We start from the raw sequence: 19662 nt of genomic DNA, 5'->3' as shown, positions 1-19662 counted from the left end.
AAATCTGTGTAGAAAAGAGAGGGGATTTTCAATGTTGACGAAGTCTAAAGCTTCTGCGTGTATATTAACCTTACTCCTCTCTTTTGTCTTTTCTGATTTATCCTTAAATTTAATGAATTGTAAACTTAAGACGTGTATAATTCATTGCTAGTTAAAGCTTACTTACGAAAGTCCTCGCGGACTTTCTATCTGTGATTTATTTGCTAACTTTAGTGTTTAAACACGCAACGAAATCATACACAAAACCGATTGCCAACAAGCTAAAAAAAACGAACTAATTACCAAATTGGTAACTTTTTTTATTATCTTTGCGTCAAACAATTATAATGTGAGAGTAATCGCAAAACGAACTTTACGAGATTTTTGGGAAAAACACGCTGATTGTGAAGAACAATTAAAATCGTGGTATAGAGAAACTGAAAAATCCGAATGGAACAATATTAACGAATTAAAAAGTGAATATCCGAGTGCTAGTATTTTAAAAGACAATCGAATTGTTTACAATATTAAAGGTAATAATTATCGTTTGATTGTAAAATTTAATTTTGAATACGGAATATGCTGGATAAGGTTTATCGGAACTCACGCTGAATATGATAAAATTGACGCAAATAATATCTAATTATGAAAATATTACCAATTAGAAACGAAAAAGACTATCAAAACGCACTCAACAGACTTGAGGAAATTTTTGATGCAAAAAAAGGAACGGAAGATGGAGACGAATTGGAAATCCTATCAATTTTGATTGATAGATATGAAAATGAACAATTCCCAATCGGAATGCCTGACCCAATAGAAGCAATTAAATTCCGAATGGAACAAATGGGAATGAAACAAAAGGATTTAGCAGAAGTTGTTGGATTTAAAAGCAGAGTTAGCGAAATTTTGAATAAAAAAAGAAAACTGACTCTAGATATGATTAGAAAACTCAACACTACTCTACATATCCCTACTGAAGTTTTAATTCAAGATTATTAATTAAAAAAAGCCAGTTGGCAACACCGTGTATAATTAATTGCTTTGGCAAGTGCTTCTTTAGAAAATTCCTTCGGAATTTTTTCGCGTTCGTAAATGTTTACTAACTTAGTTGCTTAACCACGCAACTAACCATACACAAACACGTTAGCTGTAATTTGAACCAACCTTTATGGTAGAAAAAAAAGACATCGAGAAATTAATCATTCAGAACAAAAAAAGTACTCTGAAAAATCATTGGAACGATGTGTTTTTTTACAACACAACAAAATACAGCGGAGAAATAAAACCGAATGAACTTCTGATTTGGAGGTCTGCACATTTTTTAAGAGGAGCATATCCAATTTTCCATCTGACTTTTGACCAAAATGCAGAACTGAATAGAATAAAAACGGAGAAAAATCCTTTTCACAAACTTCTGAATAAAATATCAATCGGATTTTTTATTTTACTTGTTCTTTTTCTGCTAATTACGACTGAATTTAAGACTGCCATTATTGGAATAATCGGAATTTCTGTAATTGGAACTTTATTGTATTTAGTAATGTCAAAAACGAAAAAATATGAAACAAAAATTTTGACTGACGAACTGAAAGAAGCCATAGAAACTATTGAACGAGAAAAAAATCCTGAACTCATAAACAAACCGAAAACGGAATTAAAGAAAGAAAAGATTAAAGAATGGACTTTTACAAAGATTTTGACAAGACTTCTTCTCTATCCTTTTTGCTTATTCATTCTGTTTTTTTCGATAACAGCATTTTTGCCTGGAGCAATATTTAAGTCTAATACACTCGGTGTATTTGGAATTATTATTTCACTAGCATATCCAGTGACTGACCTAATAATAATATTTAGAAAAAATAAAAACTACAGCTAACAAAGAACTGAGTTAAAAAACAAGTAACTTTAAGCTAATTTTGAAACATAGTTTTCATCATAAGGCAATCCGCTTTTTGCAATGGCAAAAGCCTGTTTTAGCAACTTATTCGCTACTGCTATTAATGCTAATTTAGCACTCTTTCCTTTAGCTACAATTCTATCATATAAAGCTTTGCAGGCTCTGTTATATTTATACGCTGAAAAGGCTGCTAAAAACACAAGGTTTCTTAATTTCTTATTGCCTACTTTACTAATTCTACTCCGCCCTCTTACACTGCTTCCAGATTCTCGAATCGTTGGTGTAATTCCAACATAACTACAAAGCTGTGATGCAGTTTCAAACTTTTTAAATCCATCCGTAACAACGATTAAAAACAAAGCTGTTTTTAAACCTATTCCTGGTATGGTTTGCAATAAAGTTAGTTGTTCTTGCTGGTCTTGTTTTACCAATTCTAATAAGCGTTTCTCTAATATTAAAATCTCTTTCTTTAAATGGTTTAAGTCTCGTTTTAAGGAACGATAAACCGTTTTTGATGGAATTCCTAGAGCGTCTTCGCCATGAAGCTTATTTTTTGTAGCTGTACTCTTTTTTACGTAACTATCCAATAACCTAAAGAGCTGTAAGCATTCTGCCTGTACATCTGTTAGAGCATTGTACAACGGAACTTCATTAAAAATACCATACTCACAAATAGATTTAGCATCACTCTTATCGGTCTTTACTTTGGCTAGTTTCATTTGAATAAAACGTTTTACCGACAAGGGATTTACAACAGATACTAATACCCCTTTCTTATATAAAAACTGAGCTAATCTGTAATGATAATATCCCGTAGCTTCCATGACTACCAAAGCATCTTTTGATAAACTTTTTAGTAGTGTTTTAAAACCCTTTTCATCATTCTGTAATTGAAAATGTCCTGTGTCTTGATTGTAAATATCAAACACAGATTTACTAATGTCAATACCATAAATTTTTCTATCTTTAGTCATAACAACTTGAAATTTGGAAAGAACAACGCTACTCATATTTCAACAACTTAAAAACGAGATCTAGGTCTCACAGAACTGAACGAAGTTTAAGTAGTAAAAGAGAGAGGATTATCAATGTTGCCGAAGTCTAATGCTTCACCGTGTATAGTAACCTTAATGCTCTCTTTTGTTCTTTCTAATTATTAATTAAATTTAATGAATTACAAACTTAAGACGTGTATAAAACATAGATATTACAGGCTTTCCGAGAGTTTTTTGTATATTTACAAAGTACGCCAAATTTTTAATTTGGTTATATTTAGAAAAGAAAATTAAAAATTTGGCTTGTGCTAAATCCGAAAAGTTAGCGTTTATTTATACGCTACATTTCATACACAAGATCGTTGTGTGCAATTTGGCTACGTTACCAAGATTTGGTATTTTTGAGTAAAAATATAGTCAAAATGGGAAAAAACACATCAATATCACTCGGAAATCATTTTGAGGATTTTATCAGAGAAGAAGTAAATTCAGGTAGATATGGTTCGGTAAGCGAAGTTATCCGTTCTGCATTACGTTTGCTGGAACGCGAAGAAAAAAAGGAAAGAGAATTAATTAAAGCTCTCGAAGTAGGTGAAAACAGTGGTTTTATTGAAAATTTTGACCCAAAACAAAACCTAACTGAATTACATCGCAAACACTTATGAGTAAAAACAAATATCGAATAAGTAAACAAGCGATTGATGATTTAAATGATATTTGGGTATATACTTTTCATAAATGGTCTAAAGAACAAGCCGACAGATATTACGACTTGATAATCGGAGAGATTGAATTTATAGCGGACAACTATTTAATTGGAAAATCGGCTGAACAAACTCGAAAAAACTATCGAATAACGAAAATCAAATCACATCTGATTTTTTACAGAAAGGTTGAGAATGAAATTGTCGAAATCGTTAGAATTTTACATCAAAGAATAGATATAAAAAAACGACTGAAATAAAAAAACTACACAAAACAACACACAAAATTAACCACCTGAATACAATCTACTTATGAAAACTCTATCGAATTTTCTATTCGGTTTTTATTTGCTAAATTAGGTGCTTAAACACGCCACTAATCATACACAAAACCGTTGACAAACATTATGACGAACATTCATCAAACCGAAAAACAGTCGTCACTTAAACAAATGGATATTGAAAAAATCTTAAATAAAATTGGAGAAACATATCATCCTATTACCAATGAATGTCAACAAGAGTTAATTGCGAATTCAAAAATTTTAAGTTATAAAAAGGGTGAGATTGTAGTTCGTGAAGGTCAATTTTCCAAAAAAGCCTACTTAATTGTAAAAGGTTGTTCTAGAGCATATTATTTAAAAAACGGAAAGGACATTTCTGACTGGTTCACTTTTGAAAATGAAATAATGGCTGCAATTATCAGTTTTTTCAGCGAAGAGCCAAGTCCTCATTATGTTGAATTTATTGAAGATTCTGTTGTCCTTGAATTTTCAAAAGATACAGTTGATTGCCTTTCAAAGAAGTACCACGATTTTGAACGTTTTATAAGTAAAGTTGTTACTCAAACTATGTTAGGTCTATGTGAAAGATTATATACAATTCAGTTCAACAAGGCAGAAGAACGATATAAACACCTTTTAAATATTTATCCAAATATAACCCAAAGAATACCTCTTACGCACATTGCATCATATTTAGGAATTACACTTGAAACATTAAGCAGAATAAGAAATCCAAAAAACCGAATTTGATTTATATCAAATGATACATCTTCCATTAAAATGACCTTTGTAAAAAGGTTAAAAAATGAAAGAAAAAAACAAACAACTGAAATCAATTTGGGGAAAATGGTGGGAACCTATTAGAAAATGGTTTTATCCTACTTGGTTATTATATGAACTTACCGTTCGTTTTTACGAATACGCAATAGCCGTTTACAACTATTTTATCGAAAAGCAAGACTATTTCGATTCATATTTGGGAGAAATCGGCACACAAATATTAGCTATTTTTTGTAGTGTTACCAGCTTCATAATTTGCACATTCTTCTTAACGGTATCAACTTGTTTTATTCTTTATAAGTTCTTCAGAATTGAGAATTTAACAGCTACTAAATTTGAAATAAAATTGAAAATTTATTTTTAGGTTTATGAAAAACATACTAATCATAAATGGACATCCAGATAAAGAAAGTTTCAATTTTGCACTTTCAAAATCCTATAAAAAAGGGGCTGAAAAATCGAATGCTGAGATAAAGGAAATTAACATCAGAGAATTGAACTTCAACCCAAACCTACAATTTGGATATAGAAAGCGAACAGAATTAGAACCAGACCTGTTAGATGCTCAAGCCAAATTAAAATGGGCTGACCATTTAGTTTGGGTTTATCCAGTTTGGTGGAGTTCATTTCCCGCAATTATGAAAGGTTTTTTAGACCGAGTTTTACTTCCAGGATTTGCATTTAACAAAAGAGAGAATTCTTTATTAAGTGACAAACATTTTACAGGGAAAACGGCACGAATAATTTGTACTTTAGATCAACCAGATTGGTATTATAAATGGGTTTACGGAAACCCAAGTCATAATGCAATTAAAAAGGGAACATTGCATTTTATAGGAGTGAAAAAAATCAGAATTACGACTATTGGACCTATAAGATTATCAAAAGAAAAGTATAGAATAAAATGGTTGAAAAAAGTTGAAAAATTAGGACAACAGAACAAATAGTAATTTGTGATTTAAACATATGGAGAAATAACGTTTGCCAACAACGTATAAAATTAATTGCTAAGAGCGAGCCTACTTACGAAAATCCTCGCGGATTTTCTATTCGGTGTTTATTTGCTAAATTAGGTGCTTAAACCCCACTAATCATACATAAAACCCTTGTACACAATTTATGAAACACCTGATTTACATAATTATAGTTCTTTTTTCAATTCAAACGAATGGACAAGAATCAACTGAAAAAAAACAGTTTAGAGTTGACTTATTGACTATAGAAAAGAATACTAAAGACACTTTAGTTGGTTCGATAATAGAAGTGTTTTCGGGAGAAAAACGGATTGAAACTGACATGACTGACTTTGACGGAATTAGTTAAGTGAGATGCGTAAAAAACTTGACATCAAACTTAAATTGTTTGAATGCAAAGTTGAGCAACCAACCATTATTATTAAGAATTGAAATAAAAAAACTGTGTACAACAAAGAACTGAGTTAAAAAACAAGCAACTTTAAGCTAATTTTGAAACATAGTTTTCATCATAAGGTAATCCACTTTTTGCAATAGCAAAGGCCTGTTTTAGCAACTTATTCGCTACCGCTATTAATGCTAATTTTGCACGCTTTCCTTTAGCTACAATTCTATCATATAAGGCTTTGCAGCCTCGGTTATATTTATAGGCCGAAAACGCTGCTAAAAACACAAGAATACCGTAAATTTTTCTATCTTTAGTCATAACAACTTGAAATTTGGAAAGAACAACGCTACTCATATTTCAACAACTTGAAAACGAGATCTAGGTCTCACAGAACTGAACGAAGTTTAAGTAGTAAAAGAGAGAGGATTAACAATGTTGCAGATGTCTAATGCTTCACCGTGTATAGTAACCTTAATGCTCTCTTTTGTTCTTTCTGATTATTAATTAAATTTAATGAATTACAAACTTAAGACGTGTATAATTTATTGCTTGTACTAACCTACTTACTAAAATCCCCGCAGATTTTTGCTACGCTCGTGACTATTCGGTTTTATTTGCTAACTTTAATGCTTACCACCCAACATTCGAGCGTTATGAACAGGTAAAGCAAACCAGATACAAACACGTTTCCACATATTAGACCTAAACTGTAACAACCTCCAAAAAACACAATCTATTATATCAAAATAGACAATGAAAAAAATTAATTTCCTGACCAGCTTATTTCTTATAATTATAGTTTTAGCTTGCAAAGAAAAAAAAACGACTGATAATTTAGAAACGAAAATTGAAAACGAAGATAAGGTCGTTTTTAAAATTGATGAACGAACTGAATTTTTTAGAACTATTTTCAATATTGCAGTTCAAGATATAGTCCCTGAAAATACGAGACCATGCCAAACAGAGTATTTAAAACGTGTTAATGATCAATTTCTTCAATATAAAAACCATCCATTAATAAATTGGGTTTACGAGGATGAAAACATTGGAATTGATTTCTCAACTATTGGACTTATGTTTAAGGACTTACAAACATTTGAATTTGATAGCACTTATACGAAAGAATTAAAATATTATGGATTAAACACAAGAATACTTGATTCTGTAAAACCCTTAATGGTAGATTTTTATAAAAAATCAAATTTCAATAAATTCTATAAAAGCAATAGTAATTATTATAATCAGGCTATTTCACAAGTAGAAAAGCAAGTTGCAGACGAAAAATTATTCGATAAAGTGATGTCTTTTTATCAAATAAATGAAAAAGACCTGGAACTGATTATATTTGTGGAATTAACAAATAGTGCTAATAATAAAGCAATAGATTTCTACGACAATTACAATGCAAAAAAACGAGCAATTATTTTAGCAAATTATTGCGAATTATATACTGAACCGAATTCTTCTAATGAAATTATGGAATTAGATAATTCAACAAGAGGAGTTTTATATCACGAAATTTCGCATCTTGTTACAAATAAATTACTTGATAAACATATAGGAAAATTAAGTCAATACAATTCCATTTGTAAAGATTGTAATGACATTAAAATTACAGATAAAGTTGACCATATGATTGTTTATCCATTGCAGGCCATTATGATGGAGAGATTTGATAAAAATAGTAGAGGAAATGATTTTTATTTGACCAAATGTACAGACGTAAGAAAAGAAATTTACCAAAGATTAACTGAATATAGACCAGAGAATAAAGTCGCTTTTGAGAAAACTTATATTGATTGTATAAATTTAATAAAAGAACCAGCATCCAAATAATAACGTGTGGTAACGTTCTAACCTACTTACTAAAGCCCTCGGATATTTTTTGCTACGCCCAGTTCACTAGGCTCATGACTATTCAGTTTTATTTGCTAACTTTAATGTCTAACCACGTAACATTCGAGCACTTTGAACAGGTAAAGCAAACCAGATACAAACACGTTACCATTAATTATGAAAAACATCCGACTGACAACTTTATTTTTATTTGCTTTCATCAATACAATTGTTAGTCAAAATACTCTTGAATTGATTGCACTAGACCATAACAGTAAAAAAAGCTCTATTACCCATATCTCTGAAATTAATTTTAAAATTTTAACAAAACATAAAACAATAGCAATTGATCCCAAAATGTTTTTCCCTGTTCCTTGTAAGTTTGAAACATTTGAAAATAAAGTCAAAATTGAATATCAAAACATATTTAATCAAACATTAGATACAACTTATATCATAACTTCCAAAAAACAAAAAATATATCTACTTGTCGACAAAATGAAAGATTATGAGGTGAAAACTTTTATAGAAACTAGCCTCTTAGAAAATAAAAAATGGAATTTAGAATTTTCAAGTGGTAGCTGTGGTATTAATGCAAATACTAAACTTCAAATTATTCCTAGGGAAAATAATACAATTCTGAAATATAAGATTGTAAAAAAATGGAATGGAAGTGGAAAAAAAATTAAAGAAAAGAACGTAATTAAGCTTAGTAAAAATGACCTTGACAAACTTATAATTTTCGAAAAGAAATTAAGACTCTTAAACGATGCATCTAAAAGGTGTATGCCAGCAACCTATTATTATTTAACTTTAGGAAGTAATAAATTGAAGTTTAAAGACGAAACCTGCACTAATATTTACAATGATTTTTTAAAGGAACTAATCGAAAGAAATAATTAATGGCAACAACGTGCATAATCAATTACTAGGTCTAGCCTACTTACAAATATTCTTGTGAAATATTCTATCTCTGATTTATTTGCTAAATTAGTTGCATAAACACATAACCACACACAACACACTAACAAACATAACGGATTCATAAATGAAGAAAATGATTTTAAAAATATTAGCTGGAATTATTTCAATCATCTTTAGCTTGGGTTTAACATTAATGATTAAACCACATATTGGTGTTTATATAAAATCTGAAATTGTACTTAATATTCTAAATATCATATTTACATTTATTGGTTTTGCTGTGATATACCAGGTTTTAAATAAAAACCTATTGAATAGAACAGTTAAAACAAAACGGACTTTTAAGTAAGCATAGAGACTTAAATCTAAATGGATATTACATTACTTAATGCAGATCTTAACAGGTTTTAAAAAGACTTACTAAAACGGAATTAAAAATATTGTGTAATAGTACAAAGAATCAGTAGCAGTGAAGACACAGACTAAATCAATAATTAAAGCCGGATTATTTAGCGGAATTATTTTTGCATCAGGAATGGCAGGATTTGACTATGCTGATGGAGAAAATTTTAATATTTGGAAATTTATATTTTATGCTTCATTTTTTGGGATTTTTATGGGACTAATGACTCACCGTAACATAAAAAAAACAGCAAGAAAAAATAAAACAACAAAATAACTAACTTCAATATACAGCTGATTACTTGGCTACTAACAACTAAGAAACATTCCTACAGCATATTCTATCTGTGATTTATTTGCTAAATTAGGTACTTAACTGCCATTTAAGAAGAAAAAAATATGAGAAAGTTTTAACGGTAAATTCACTCATTTTAAAAGTAAAAAGACAAACACGCAACAATCTTATTATTTATAGCTAATTCTGGGTTTTATAGCTTACCAAACGAGAAACTTAAATTTCCTTATGGTATTCAGAAAACAGACATTGATTTACAAAAATCTTATCATAAAAGATTAATTATCTTATTGGGAGAATTAGATAATGACCCTAGCTTAGGGACTTTTAGAACAACACGTTTGGCTATGGAACAAGGTGCCCATAGATTGGAACGTGGAACAACTTTTTTTAATGCGAATAAAGAATTGAAACATAAAAATAATTGGATATTTAACTGGGAAATAGACACGATAAAAAGTGTAGGTCACGATTATAAAAAAATGTCTAAAAGTGCAGTTGAATGGATAAAAAACAAACCCTAACAATATATCTATGTAATTGCTAGGTTCCACTCTACTTCTAATATCCTTTCGAGATTTGACAAGTTGATTATTAGGTTTACCTAAATAAAAAAGACGAAAACTATTTAATTTTCGTCTTCAGGTTTAATAAATTCTGATTGATATTTTTCTAAAAACTCCATCTGCCTTTTAAGCATTTGTTCTCTTATTTTATCGATATTCATAAAATCTTTTCCAAAACTGCTTCCAAAAAAATCATCATTAAAAAACCGATTACTAAAAAGTGAATCTTGAGAAAAAATATCTTCAAATCCCTGATCTTCAAATTGTGAGAAGTTTGTAAAAAATCTTGATCTAAAAGACTCAATCAAACTATCTCTATCCATAGGAGACAAATCGTTATACATATTGCTAGAAGACCAAGAATAAATACTATCATACCTTATTAAGTTTCCGTTTTCGTCAAACTCTTTATCTACTTTCCATGATCCCTTAGGTACTTCTGCTATAGCTTTATTGGCTTCTTTTGTTTCTCCATTTTTTGCTTTGTTTTCTTGTCCGCTACAACTAACACATAAAAAAACTGTCATTAATAATAAAATGTACTTTTTCATTATTTTAAATTTTAAAATGAGACACCTTTAAATCACCTAAAAACAATTAGATTAATAGTTTAAGATGAGGCCTACAAACCAGCCTCATCTTAAACATGTAACTAAAAACTAATATAGTTATGAAATTTTAATTGTTCTAACAGGCTTTTGCTTTGCCTCTTCTTTTTTAGGTAAATGAATACTTAAAATACCTTCAGTATAACTTGCTTTTATTTTATCTTCATCTACAGTTTCTGGCAAACTAAAGGTTCTTTTAAACGATGAGTATCCAAATTCACGACGCGTGTAGTTTGCCTCTTTCTGTTCACTTTCTTCTTTAATCTCTGTAGAAATTGACAATACTTGATTATCAATATCGATTTGAAAATCTGACTTTTTTAAACCTGGAACTGCCATGTCTACTATATAGGCATCAGCAATTTCTTTTATATTTACTTTTGGTAAAGTAATTCCTGTATTAAAGTTTGAAGTAAATACTGATGGTAAGTCTCGGTTAAAAATATCATCTAACCAATTTGATAAAGTTGGAAAGTTTTGATTTGAATTTCTGTTCGCTAAATTTCCGTTTTTAGGAACACTAACTAAATTGCTCATAATTACAAAATTTTAAATTAAACATTATTTCAAATTTGAAATCTTAATTGATTTCGGTGTAAATAAAACAAAAAAAATACCAAAATGTATATACCCTATTTTTTTATAGTTATTTACTTATAATTATTGATTTTTGTGTCAATTTTTCAGAATTATTGTTGGCTCTTTACTAAAAAAATGTCAAGTTGACATTTAAACACGGTACACTACACATCTAAATATAAGTTGTTTACATGCTTTTTTTGTTAAACACATCTTTATTACTTCACTATCAATATATAAAATAGATTATCTTTTATAATTGGTGTTTTATTAAAATAATTCTATCATTTAAAGTAGATGTTTTAAGCGTTATTTGGCTTCTTTTATAAAGTTAGAAAGCTTTATAACTTCAGGAAAGTTGTAGTAAAGAAGACTCGCAAAATAGCGTTTTAATTATTAGAAGCTGTTTTGTCCTTTACCTCTTCAGCATTCTTTTCTTTAATAACGACCTTTTCATTATTAAAAACAATAGTTGCCTTTACGCCTGTTAACAGGTTCCATTCCTTAGAGGAAATCGTATTACCTTTATCATCATAAACCACAAACTCGGCTGTATTTGGTCCAGATTCACCTTGGTTTAAAGCTACGATATCAATAGTATTTCTACCTTCTATCAAATCAACTTCTACACGTCTATAATTAGCCGTAAGTACAAGATTGTGTTTTACTATGATGCCATTAATTAAAATCTGAACACGATCGCCATCAGGATATTCATGATCTCTACAAACAATGTTTACAAATTTTGTATCTACATTATGCTCACCCAAAAACTGGTCAGACATAGTTCTAATAATGCCACCTTTTATAGCTTCCTTTCTCCAACGCTTTTCAAAAATTTCACTTGGGCTTTTTAAACCGTCATTTTCAATCATAGAGAAAGGCTTTTTAGTTTCTCTAATTACAAATTTTTCTTCTTTATTATTAGGACTCTCGTTAGATTTTTGATCTTCCTTTTTAAGAATTGGTGCAACCTTAACTTTAATTAATGTAGAATCTTTTTTCTTTTTTGAAATTTCTGCAGGAATAGGAATAGACTTAGTCTCCTTGTCTTTAACTTGAGTAAAAACCATTGTACTGCAAAGTATGCAGAACATAAACGCTATGAATTTAATGGGTTTCACTATCTAAAATTCGTTTTAATTTTTCTTATTATTTAATCACAATAATCATACCTATTCTTCAAAATAAACGCATAAAAATAGAAATCTTTACAAAAAAACGTTAAAACTTGCCATTAAAGCTTATTCTTAACTTTCTATTGTATTCTTCAAAGAGCCAGTCTTTATAATTTTGAGTACTATTCATTATACAATAACAATACTGTTTTATCCTAAAAGCGATTTCATCTTGAAGATCTTTAGTTAGCTCTCTTGCATCAAAAACATCTTCACTATTATCTATACAAATTTGTGAATGCTGCGCTATAGAGCGCTCAATAACTGTAAAGGATTTTTTACCAGAGTTAATAACGTCTTTGTATTCTGCTTTAACATCAAAATTTAAGGTATACGATTTTTTAAATTTCACCTTTAATGAATCTGGCATCTTATAAACAAAATCACGCTCTAACAATTCATCATCAACAATATTCTCTAGATAAAAGTCTGGATGTTTAAAAATATGTTGCCAATCTACGGGCTGATCCCAAGCTCCAAACCTCGCGACATTATTACCTAAATCTATAACCTGAAACGATTTTCTGTCTTTATAAATTCGGCTACCACGACCAATCATTTGAAAGTATAAGGTTAAGGAACGTGTGGCTCTATTTAAAATAATAGATTCTACAGAAGGCTCATCAAAACCCGTGGTTAATATACTTACCGAAGATAAAACAGCATCTGGTGTATTTTTAAACCATTTTAAGATGTCTTTACGTTCTTGCTTACTTGCCGTATTATCTAAATGCCTAACATTATAACCTGCTTTTTTAAACGTGTAATAGACTTCTTTAGAGGTATAAATACCGTTGTTAAAAATTAGTGTTTTTTTACCTTTTGCCATTTCCTCATACGCCAACAACAATTTAGATTGCATTAAACTGTTGGTATATAATGCTTCAGAAGATTTTACAGTATAATCACCATTAATTCCTATTTTTAAAGATGTTAACCCAACATCGTAATTAGAAACTTCGGCTTTGGCAAGGAAACCATTTTTTATTAACGTAGAGATATCATCTCCAACAATAAGTTTTTTATAATTATCCTTCATTGGCAACTTAATGTTGCTACTTAAAGGTGTTGCTGTTACTCCAAGAATAAAACAGTTTTCAAAAAATTTAAATAACTTTCTAAAAGAGTTATAATGTGCTTCATCAATAATTACTAAACCTATATTTTTAAGCTCAAAATCATTGTCAGACAAACGGTTATTTAAGGTTTCTACCATTGCAACAAAACACTGAAAATCATCTTGATCTGGCAGTGTTTTAACTTTGCTGTTAATTACTTTATTTTTAACATTAAAACCAGATAACACATTAGAAGTTTGCTTGCATAGCTCAATTCTGTGGGTAAGAATAACGACTTTTTTATTGTGCTGCTCTACATATCGTCTTACTATTTCTGAAAAAATAACTGTTTTTCCACCTCCAGTTGGTAATTGATATAAGAGATTAAAATCATCCGATTCCTCTTCCATCACATCAAAAATGCGATTAAGGTCTTTGATTTGGTAATCATAGAGGCTTTTCTCAGTTGCATTTTGTTGAATAGTTTCGGTTTCTGACGACATAAAGTAATTTTAGTACTTGGTTAATTTCGCAAAAATAGCACATTGTTAGGGTTCTATAATGAATTGTTAACAAGATTTAACAAGATTGGTATTGTTATTGTATTTCACATTTCATTAACATTTAAATATAACTTATTATGAAATCATTTAGAAGACAATCTGCATCGGTCAATGCAGGATCTATGGCAGACATTGCCTTTTTGTTACTAATTTTCTTTTTAGTAACTACCACTATTTCAGCAGACAAAGGTATTTCAAGGCAATTGCCAAGGGTTTGCGATACTCCAGACTGTACTGCAGATATTCCTGAACGTAACTTATTACAAGTGTCCATGAATGAAAAGCAACAAATTATGGTTGAAGACAACATTGTAGAACTTACTGAAATTAAAGAACTCGTTGAAACTTTTATTGATAATAATGGCAGTGATACTTGCCATTACTGTGAAGGTGAACAAAATTTAGAATCTTCGGATCATCCAAAAAAAGCTGTCATTTCTTTAAGTCATGATGCTCTTACTAAGTATGATTTGTTTATTTCTGTACAAGATGAAATTACAAAAGCATATTACGATTTACGAGAACGCTACGCAAAAAAAACATTTAATAAAACTCCTGATCAATTATCAAAAGACGAATTAAAAATAGTTAAGAAAGCTTATCCTTTTATCGTTTCTGAAATTATGGTTAAACGTTCTCTTTAGATAATGAATCATTGGTTTCTATACAGTATTCAATCTTAAGCTTTTTCTTGCCCCATTTTTTTGCCTTTTTTACATCATTACCCATATAAATATCGATACGTTTTCTCCAACGACGATTCATCTTGTCTTTGACTGTAAATAAGCTATCGAAACCTTGAATTTTCACTTTAGTGTTGTGTACTAATCCAGAATCTAATAAGTCACGAGATACAGCTATATATCGTAATCCTGGTTTTAAACTATCACCAAAAGCCGTAATTGTAGGATTGGAATTGGTTTGGTAACTTAAAGAATTATAAGCTGTAGCCGTTACTTTTAGTTGTTTTAAAGTACAATCACTTTCTACGCTATGTTTACAATTATAAACATTAATAACTAATAGTATTATTAAATAGTAGTGTGTTTTCATAGTAATAAAGCTACTCGATTATTGTTAAAATTTGTTAAATCGTACTATGTTATACAAAGTACTGTAACAAAAATAATATTTCATCGTCTTATTAGTATAACCAATTAAAAATACATAAATCATGAGAACTTTAAACAACAATCAATTATCAAGTACGTCTACAGAAACTAAAAGTTACACTTGGAATCTTAAAAGACGTTATAGATAATAACCTTATTCATCAATCAATAAATCAACCAATCAAAAACCAATAATTATGAGAGTTTTATCAAAAATTGTCAATACTTCTAATAGTTTAGATGATGACTTAAAAACCATTAAAGCATAATAAAGCGCAAATCAATCAAAATCAAATCAATCAAAAAAAGTCAGTTTCAGAAAAAAAAGAAATTGACTTTTTTATTTTAGAATATTTTAATCATTACTCTGCTTAAGATAATACTGTTGTATTACAGAGGAAGGTTTAAATTTTGTTGAGTCTGGCTTTTTTGAAGCATGAAACTGATACGTGTAATTTTTATCTACTACTTTTTTAGTCCCATAGTTGATACTTTTGGTAATTACAAATGTACTATCGTTAAGAACACGACCTCTAGTTTCCGTAAAAAAATCAGTTCCTAAAGCTTGAATTCTTAACTCATCTCCTTCTATAGAATACACACTGTAAATTTCTTTTAATTGGACAACTTCAGCATAGCATTCAAAAAAGGTAATAATCGTCTCAAAATCTTCCTTAGGCTTAAGAACACATTTTTGACCTTTTCCTCTTTTTTTTAAAGTAATAGATGAATTGCCAATATAATCAAACTGCTTAATAGTTCCGTCTTTAAAGAATATCATTGGACGAATAAAATTAACCGAATCATTCGCAGCATTTACGCTAGAACTTTTACTAAAATAAAATCCACCAAGTTTAAAATTTCGGTTATGTACACCTATTTTCTCTTTGTGAATTAATTGATCCGTAGAAATAGTATCTTGAGCTTTAAGCTGTAAAGAAATTAATGCTGCTAATACTAAAAATATGTGCTTCATTTTAAGTTTCTTTTAAGCCTAAATTACAAGTATTTCATATACATGCACTAAACTACGTATCTAATAGCCAAGAAGAGCCCTTAAAGCACCTTCAAACTTCCCTTTGGCCAAATACTGATCTTCTAACTGCCCAATAAAAGGAATCGGAGTTTCCATACTCGCCACACGTTTTACAGGTGCATCTAAATACTGAAAACAAGTTTCCATAAGCATAGCAGAAAGATCACTAGCAATACCACCAAAAAGTGAATCTTCTTGGAGAATAATAGCGCGTCCTGTCTTTTTAACGGAATTTATAATTGCTTCCTTATCCAAAGGTTGCAAAGTTCTTAAATCTATGAGATCTGCTGAAATATCTGGATTATTCTCTAGCGTTTCTAAAGCCCAATGCACACCTGCACCATAGGTAATTATTGTAACTGCCTCGCCTTCTTTTAAAAACGCTGCTTTACCAAATGGGATGGTAAAATAATCCGTTGGTACTTCTTGTTTAATGCTTCTGTATAACGCTTTGTGCTCAAAAAACAATACAGGGTTAGGATCATTAATTGCTGTAGCTAATAAACCTTTAGCATCATAAGGAAACGCTGGATAAACCACCTTTAATCCAGGTGTTTTAGTAAACCAAGCTTCGTTGGTTTGCGAATGGAATGGACCTGCAGCAACTCCTGCTCCACAAGGCATTCTTACCACGACATCAGCTTCTTGTTGCCATCTGTAATGTGATTTAGCTAAATAATTAACAACGGGGTTAAATCCAGAGGTTACAAAATCTGCAAATTGCATTTCTACTACAGATTTTATGCCTGATATAGATAACCCCATAGCAGTTTCAACAATAGCAGATTCACAAATAGGTGTATTTCTAACTCTATCTTTTCCAAACTCTTCTACAAAACCTTCTGTGATTTTAAAAACACCACCATATTCTGCAATATCTTGTCCCATAATTACAAGATCTTGATGCTTTTGCATGGATTGTTTTAAGACTTCAGAAATGGCATCAATTAAACGTAATTCTTTTGTTTCATTATTAGGCTTAACCTCTTTATAATCAAATGATTTATAAACATCATTTAACTCAGCTGTTTCACTTGGAATTATTTTAGGCTCTGCATAGGCTGATGTTAAAGCAGAATCAATTTCAGATTTAATTTTAGTGATATAGGATTCATCTATAGATTGACTCAGAATCTTTTTACTAAACAAAAAGCTTCTAAAATTTTCTATAGGATCTTTGGCTTCCCATTCGTCCATCAATTCTTGAGGCACATATTTTGTTCCACTTGCTTCTTCGTGCCCTCTTCTTCTAAAAGTTTTAAACTCTATTAATATTGGACGCGGTCTTTTTCTTATGCTTTCGGCTAATTTCTGTACCTTAGTATAGGTTTCTATAATATTATTTCCATCTAAAATAAAGGACTCAATACCATACCCCTTACCTCTATCGGCTAAGTGTTTACAATTATATTGCTCACTTGTAGGCGTAGAAAGTCCGTAACCATTATTTTCAATACAGAAAATTACAGGTAATTGCCAAACAGAAGCAACATTTAGAGCTTCATGAAAATCTCCTTCACTTGTTCCTCCTTCACCTGAAAAAACGGCTGTTACATTGCCATTATTCTTTAATAAATTCGCTAAGGCTATACCATCTGCAACACCTAATTGTGGTCCCAAATGAGAAATCATTCCTACAATATTGTATTCTTGCGTCCCAAAGTGAAACGAACGATCTCTACCTTTAGTAAAACCACTTGCTTTACCTTGCCATTGGCAAAATAAACGATGTAGCGGAATCTCACGTGTTGTAAAAACCCCAAGATTTCTGTGCATAGGAAGGATATACTCGTTAGGCTTTAAGGCCATAGTTACACCTACTGAAATAGCTTCTTGTCCTATTCCCGAAAACCATTTTGAAATTTTACCTTGGCGCAACAGAATGAGCATTTTCTCTTCTATTAATCGTGGCTTTAGCATATTGTAATAAAGCTTTAGTAGGGCTTTATCACTTAAATTTCTTTTGTCGTAGGCTATATTACTTTTTGTGATCGTTGGCATAAAATGTCATTTATCTAATGTTTCAAATGTAAATAAATTTGCTACAATAAACCATATAAGACTCGAAATTGTCAATAAATTCGATCTAATTTTTAACACTATTATTGTTAACTTTGTATATTCACAAAAATTTAAACAATAATCTAATGGACAGAATACCTAGCGTAGATTTAAAGGATTTCATTTCTAATGATCCTAAACGTAAACAAAAGTTTATAGACGAAATAGGAAAAGCTTATGAAGACATCGGTTTTGTAGCTTTAAAAGGACATTTTTTAGACGATACTTTAGTCGATAATTTATATGAAGAAGTCAAAAACTTTTTCAATCTACCTTTAGAGGTTAAAAAAAGTTATGAAATTCCAGGTATTGGTGGTCAACGTGGTTATGTTTCTTTTGGTAAAGAAAGTGCTAAAGGAAAAAAAGAAGGAGATTTAAAAGAATTCTGGCATTTTGGGCAATATGTTGAAGACGATGAAGAACGCCGAAAAGAATATCCTGAAAATGTGATTGTAAAAGAATTAGCTGATTTTAATAAAGTAGGAAAACAAACCTATCAAATGTTAGAGAAAACAGCTAAATATGTATTAAGAGCTTTAGCCTTATACCTCGATTTAGAAGAAACATATTTTGATAAATATATTCATAATGGGAATTCAATTTTACGACCAATTCATTATCCTCCAATTACAGAAGAACCTAAAAATGCAGTAAGAGCAGCAGCTCATGGAGACATTAACCTTATTACGTTGTTAATGGGTGCACAAGGTCGTGGTTTACAAGTCCAACGTCATGATGGTGAATGGATTGACGCTATTGCAGAACCAGACGAACTTATGATAAATGTTGGTGACATGCTATCTAGACATTCTAATAATAAATTGAAATCTACAATTCACCGTGTTATAAACCCTCCAAGAGAACTTTGGGGAACATCACGCTACTCTATGCCATTTTTTATGCATCCTGTAAGCGAAATGAAATTAAATGTCCTAGAAAGCTGTATAGACGAAGATAATCCTAAACAGTTTGAAGACATTACAGCTGGCGAATTCTTAAACGAACGTTTAATTGAGCTTGGACTTATTAAAAAGTAGTTGTAGTATACAGCCTTCAGTTTACAAGCAACTATTGAAAACTGAAGACTAAGCACTGAAGACTGAACAAATGGATTTACAAGATCAATTAAAAAACCTCTTCCCAGACCATACACCAGAACCAACTGAAAACTCAGAAGATTCTAAGACTAATATATGGCTACAAGACGATCCCATACTTTGCAAATACGAAAAGCGAAAAGGGAAACCTATAACCATTCTAGAAGGCTATACTGGAGCTACCGAAGACTTTAAAGCATTGGCCAAAGAATTAAAAACCAAACTTAGTGTTGGTGGTAGTTTTAAGGATGATAAAATTATAATTCAAGGAGATTACCGAGATAAAATAATGGCTATGCTAAAAGCTAAAGGATTTAATGTAAAACGTGTTGGAGGTTAAATT

The 19662-nt window shown here is 30.4% G+C and carries 25 protein-coding genes and 1 pseudogene; 17 read left to right on the top strand and 9 right to left on the bottom strand.

All coding sequences use genetic code 11. The features are described 5' to 3' along the window. The first annotated feature begins 328 nt into the window (after positions 1-328). The 3 genes from VDP25_RS11570 to VDP25_RS11560 all read left to right on the top strand — a co-directional run bounded on the left by VDP25_RS11570 (position 329) and on the right by VDP25_RS11560 (position 1858). Positions 329-622, top strand: a complete 294-nt coding sequence (locus VDP25_RS11570) for a type II toxin-antitoxin system HigB family toxin (RefSeq protein ID WP_054729199.1) — start codon at positions 329-331, stop codon at positions 620-622. Between the two features lie 2 nt (positions 623-624). Further along, positions 625-981, top strand: a complete 357-nt coding sequence (locus VDP25_RS11565; RefSeq protein WP_068449010.1) for a helix-turn-helix domain-containing protein — start codon at positions 625-627, stop codon at positions 979-981. Between the two features lie 169 nt (positions 982-1150). Next, positions 1151-1858: a hypothetical protein gene (locus VDP25_RS11560; RefSeq protein ID WP_334469886.1), complete on the top strand. Its 708-nt coding sequence runs from the start codon at positions 1151-1153 to the stop codon at positions 1856-1858. Positions 1859-1887: 29 nt separating this feature from the next. Here the strand turns inward: VDP25_RS11560 and VDP25_RS11555 are convergent, their stop codons facing one another. After that, positions 1888-2853, bottom strand: coding sequence for an IS110 family transposase (locus VDP25_RS11555; RefSeq protein ID WP_334469897.1), 966 nt, complete (start codon positions 2851-2853; stop codon positions 1888-1890). A 443-nt stretch (positions 2854-3296) separates the two neighbouring features. On the opposite strand from VDP25_RS11555, the gene VDP25_RS11550 reads away from it, so the two are divergent. The 6 genes from VDP25_RS11550 (at position 3297) to VDP25_RS11525 (ending at position 5965) form a co-directional block, all read left to right on the top strand. Then, positions 3297-3539, top strand: a complete 243-nt coding sequence (locus tag VDP25_RS11550; protein WP_047414192.1) for a type II toxin-antitoxin system ParD family antitoxin — start codon at positions 3297-3299, stop codon at positions 3537-3539. Then, positions 3536-3838, top strand: a complete 303-nt coding sequence (locus VDP25_RS11545) for a type II toxin-antitoxin system RelE/ParE family toxin (RefSeq protein WP_334469882.1) — start codon at positions 3536-3538, stop codon at positions 3836-3838. Before VDP25_RS11550 ends, VDP25_RS11545 begins: the two co-directional genes overlap by 4 nt. A gap of 147 nt (positions 3839-3985) precedes the next feature. Then, positions 3986-4612 carry a Crp/Fnr family transcriptional regulator gene (locus tag VDP25_RS11540; RefSeq protein WP_334469880.1) on the top strand — a complete coding sequence of 209 codons (627 nt, stop codon included), beginning with the start codon at positions 3986-3988 and terminating at the stop codon, positions 4610-4612. Between the two features lie 55 nt (positions 4613-4667). Further along, the gene (locus VDP25_RS11535) at positions 4668-5006 is read left to right on the top strand and encodes a hypothetical protein (protein ID WP_334469878.1); all 339 of its coding nucleotides are present in this window, start codon (positions 4668-4670) and stop codon (positions 5004-5006) included. Positions 5007-5010: 4 nt separating this feature from the next. Then, positions 5011-5589, top strand: a complete 579-nt coding sequence (locus VDP25_RS11530) for an NAD(P)H-dependent oxidoreductase (protein ID WP_334469876.1) — start codon at positions 5011-5013, stop codon at positions 5587-5589. Between the two features lie 172 nt (positions 5590-5761). Continuing rightward, a complete protein-coding gene (locus VDP25_RS11525; RefSeq protein ID WP_334469874.1) occupies positions 5762-5965 on the top strand; it encodes a hypothetical protein in 204 nt (67 codons plus the stop codon). 132 nt (positions 5966-6097) lie between these two features. Here the strand turns inward: VDP25_RS11525 and VDP25_RS11520 are convergent. Beyond that, a pseudogene (locus tag VDP25_RS11520) lies at positions 6098-6286 on the bottom strand (IS110 family transposase); the annotation flags it as partial. 471 nt (positions 6287-6757) lie between these two features. Here VDP25_RS11520 and VDP25_RS11515 point away from each other — a divergent pair. The 5 genes from VDP25_RS11515 to VDP25_RS11495 all read left to right on the top strand — a co-directional run bounded on the left by VDP25_RS11515 (position 6758) and on the right by VDP25_RS11495 (position 9985). Beyond that, positions 6758-7840 (top strand): DUF4932 domain-containing protein, encoded by a 1083-nt coding sequence (locus VDP25_RS11515; protein ID WP_334469872.1) that lies wholly within the window; start codon positions 6758-6760, stop codon positions 7838-7840. A 177-nt stretch (positions 7841-8017) separates the two neighbouring features. Further along, positions 8018-8743 carry a hypothetical protein gene (locus VDP25_RS11510; RefSeq protein ID WP_334469870.1) on the top strand — a complete coding sequence of 242 codons (726 nt, stop codon included), beginning with the start codon at positions 8018-8020 and terminating at the stop codon, positions 8741-8743. 145 nt (positions 8744-8888) lie between these two features. Next, a complete protein-coding gene (locus VDP25_RS11505) occupies positions 8889-9113 on the top strand; it encodes a hypothetical protein (protein ID WP_334469868.1) in 225 nt (74 codons plus the stop codon). A 120-nt stretch (positions 9114-9233) separates the two neighbouring features. Continuing rightward, the gene (locus VDP25_RS11500; RefSeq protein WP_334469866.1) at positions 9234-9443 is read left to right on the top strand and encodes a hypothetical protein; all 210 of its coding nucleotides are present in this window, start codon (positions 9234-9236) and stop codon (positions 9441-9443) included. A 308-nt stretch (positions 9444-9751) separates the two neighbouring features. After that, the gene (locus VDP25_RS11495) at positions 9752-9985 is read left to right on the top strand and encodes a hypothetical protein (protein ID WP_334469864.1); all 234 of its coding nucleotides are present in this window, start codon (positions 9752-9754) and stop codon (positions 9983-9985) included. A 104-nt stretch (positions 9986-10089) separates the two neighbouring features. On the opposite strand, the gene VDP25_RS11490 is transcribed toward VDP25_RS11495, so the two are convergent. The 4 genes from VDP25_RS11490 to VDP25_RS11475 form a co-directional block, all read right to left on the bottom strand. Beyond that, positions 10090-10578 carry a hypothetical protein gene (locus tag VDP25_RS11490; protein WP_334469862.1) on the bottom strand — a complete coding sequence of 163 codons (489 nt, stop codon included), beginning with the start codon at positions 10576-10578 and terminating at the stop codon, positions 10090-10092. A gap of 117 nt (positions 10579-10695) precedes the next feature. After that, a complete protein-coding gene (locus VDP25_RS11485) occupies positions 10696-11172 on the bottom strand; it encodes an Hsp20/alpha crystallin family protein (RefSeq protein ID WP_334469860.1) in 477 nt (158 codons plus the stop codon). A 431-nt stretch (positions 11173-11603) separates the two neighbouring features. Continuing rightward, a complete protein-coding gene (locus VDP25_RS11480; RefSeq protein ID WP_334469857.1) occupies positions 11604-12311 on the bottom strand; it encodes a hypothetical protein in 708 nt (235 codons plus the stop codon). Positions 12312-12438: 127 nt separating this feature from the next. Continuing rightward, positions 12439-13953, bottom strand: a complete 1515-nt coding sequence (locus VDP25_RS11475; RefSeq protein ID WP_334469855.1) for a DEAD/DEAH box helicase — start codon at positions 13951-13953, stop codon at positions 12439-12441. A gap of 137 nt (positions 13954-14090) precedes the next feature. On the opposite strand from VDP25_RS11475, the gene VDP25_RS11470 reads away from it, so the two are divergent. Then, positions 14091-14657 (top strand): ExbD/TolR family protein, encoded by a 567-nt coding sequence (locus VDP25_RS11470; RefSeq protein WP_334469853.1) that lies wholly within the window; start codon positions 14091-14093, stop codon positions 14655-14657. Here the strand turns inward: VDP25_RS11470 and VDP25_RS11465 are convergent. The 3 genes from VDP25_RS11465 to VDP25_RS11455 form a co-directional block, all read right to left on the bottom strand. Beyond that, positions 14641-15066 carry a 3D domain-containing protein gene (locus tag VDP25_RS11465; RefSeq protein WP_215924762.1) on the bottom strand — a complete coding sequence of 142 codons (426 nt, stop codon included), beginning with the start codon at positions 15064-15066 and terminating at the stop codon, positions 14641-14643. The genes VDP25_RS11470 and VDP25_RS11465 overlap by 17 nt on opposite strands. A gap of 414 nt (positions 15067-15480) precedes the next feature. Continuing rightward, the gene (locus tag VDP25_RS11460) at positions 15481-16101 is read right to left on the bottom strand and encodes a hypothetical protein (protein WP_334469851.1); all 621 of its coding nucleotides are present in this window, start codon (positions 16099-16101) and stop codon (positions 15481-15483) included. Between the two features lie 60 nt (positions 16102-16161). Next, the gene (locus VDP25_RS11455; protein ID WP_334469849.1) at positions 16162-18162 is read right to left on the bottom strand and encodes an alpha-ketoacid dehydrogenase subunit alpha/beta; all 2001 of its coding nucleotides are present in this window, start codon (positions 18160-18162) and stop codon (positions 16162-16164) included. A 146-nt stretch (positions 18163-18308) separates the two neighbouring features. On the opposite strand from VDP25_RS11455, the gene VDP25_RS11450 reads away from it, so the two are divergent. Together VDP25_RS11450 and VDP25_RS11445 are read left to right on the top strand one after the other, a co-directional pair. Further along, on the top strand, positions 18309-19259 hold the full coding sequence (locus tag VDP25_RS11450) for an isopenicillin N synthase family dioxygenase (RefSeq protein WP_215924765.1): 951 nt from the start codon (positions 18309-18311) through the stop codon (positions 19257-19259). Positions 19260-19329: 70 nt separating this feature from the next. After that, positions 19330-19659 (top strand): translation initiation factor, encoded by a 330-nt coding sequence (locus VDP25_RS11445; protein ID WP_215924766.1) that lies wholly within the window; start codon positions 19330-19332, stop codon positions 19657-19659. Positions 19660-19662: the final 3 nt, after the last annotated feature.

Origin of the sequence: Winogradskyella sp. ECml5-4 (genome assembly GCF_036903175.1) — a bacterium.
Lineage (GTDB): Bacteria > Bacteroidota > Bacteroidia > Flavobacteriales > Flavobacteriaceae > Winogradskyella > Winogradskyella damuponensis.
This window is presented reverse-complemented; position numbering and strand designations above follow the sequence as displayed.